The 1,003-nt window shown below is 53.6% G+C and carries 1 protein-coding gene and 1 other RNA gene; both read right to left on the bottom strand.

Annotated elements, in window-relative coordinates:
• Positions 1–184: 184 nt before the first annotated feature.
• Positions 185–582: a transfer-messenger RNA gene (gene ssrA / locus AC1DLB_RS30890) on the bottom strand.
• Positions 583–679: 97 nt separating this feature from the next.
• Positions 680–955, bottom strand: a complete 276-nt coding sequence (locus AC1DLB_RS30885) for a hypothetical protein (protein ID WP_018929463.1) — start codon at positions 953–955, stop codon at positions 680–682.
• Between the last annotated feature and the right edge of the window lie 48 nt (positions 956–1,003).

Genomic DNA, 1,003 nt, shown 5'->3' with positions numbered 1-1,003 from the left:
AGCTTCCTCTGACACCGTTTTGGTATTCCAAAAAATAGCACCAGATGGCTTGGAATACCATTTGGAATACCCAAACGGCTGGAACTCAAAAAACCTTTGAGGAGCCCAGTAGCGCTGAAACCCTTGATTTTACTGGATTTCAGGCACAAAAAAAGACGTCCGTGGACGTCTTTAGATGATGAAGTGGTGGAGCCGGGGGGAATTGAACCCCCGTCCGCCAGTACTCCGCTGTCGGTACTACATGCGTAGCCGTGTCTATTAAGTTAACCCTCAGCGACCCGACGGGCAGGGTGCTTTGGGCGAGTTGTGTAAGTTTTAGCCGCTTCGTCCACAACGTACTGCACGGCGATTCTGTTCTATATGACAATCACTTTGGGTTTACAGACATCCCCTGATGATTGCTGGACCCGAAGGTACCAGAAGCTCAGGATCTAAGGCTGCTTACGCAGCGAGAGAGAATTCCTGGCCGTAGGTTTCGTCATTGGCAACTATAAGTAGTTGCAACAGTGGATTTACGACTTCTGTTACCAAGTCGGCATGCACCTAAAGTTTCGCAACCGGCGTCGAATCCAAAGCGGCCCCGAACCTGCTGTGTGTAACCAGCAGGTAAGCGAAGTGTACGCCAATACGCGCGCCGAGTCGACCTTCTGTCCTTACCTGCATGTTATCTGGCCCGGCCCTAATGGCTATTCATGTGGCTTTGAATGTCCTGAAGCGCTTGCTGCGCCAGGGAAACACACTCTCTGTCGTTGTTGGAGGCGTGGGCGGCCTTGGCTTGTTCGGCTTTGGTGACGACGACACCTTTGGTGGCGGCGTCCAGCGTGGCTGCGCTGGACAGCTTGCTATTGACCTCCTGGAGCTTCATTACGCATTGATCGCTATCGTTTGAGGCGTATGCGGAGGAGGCCAGCATTGTTGCAGTGAGGAGCAGTCCAGCCAGGGCGGAACGCTTCATGGGTATCTCCTGGAACGGGGGTGGGGATTGGGCCACGCTGATTGGGGC

The organism is Pseudomonas sp. 05N434, assembly GCF_056396965.1.
The sequence above is the reverse complement of the archived record's forward strand: the minus strand, read 5'-3'. Positions and strand labels throughout refer to the sequence as shown.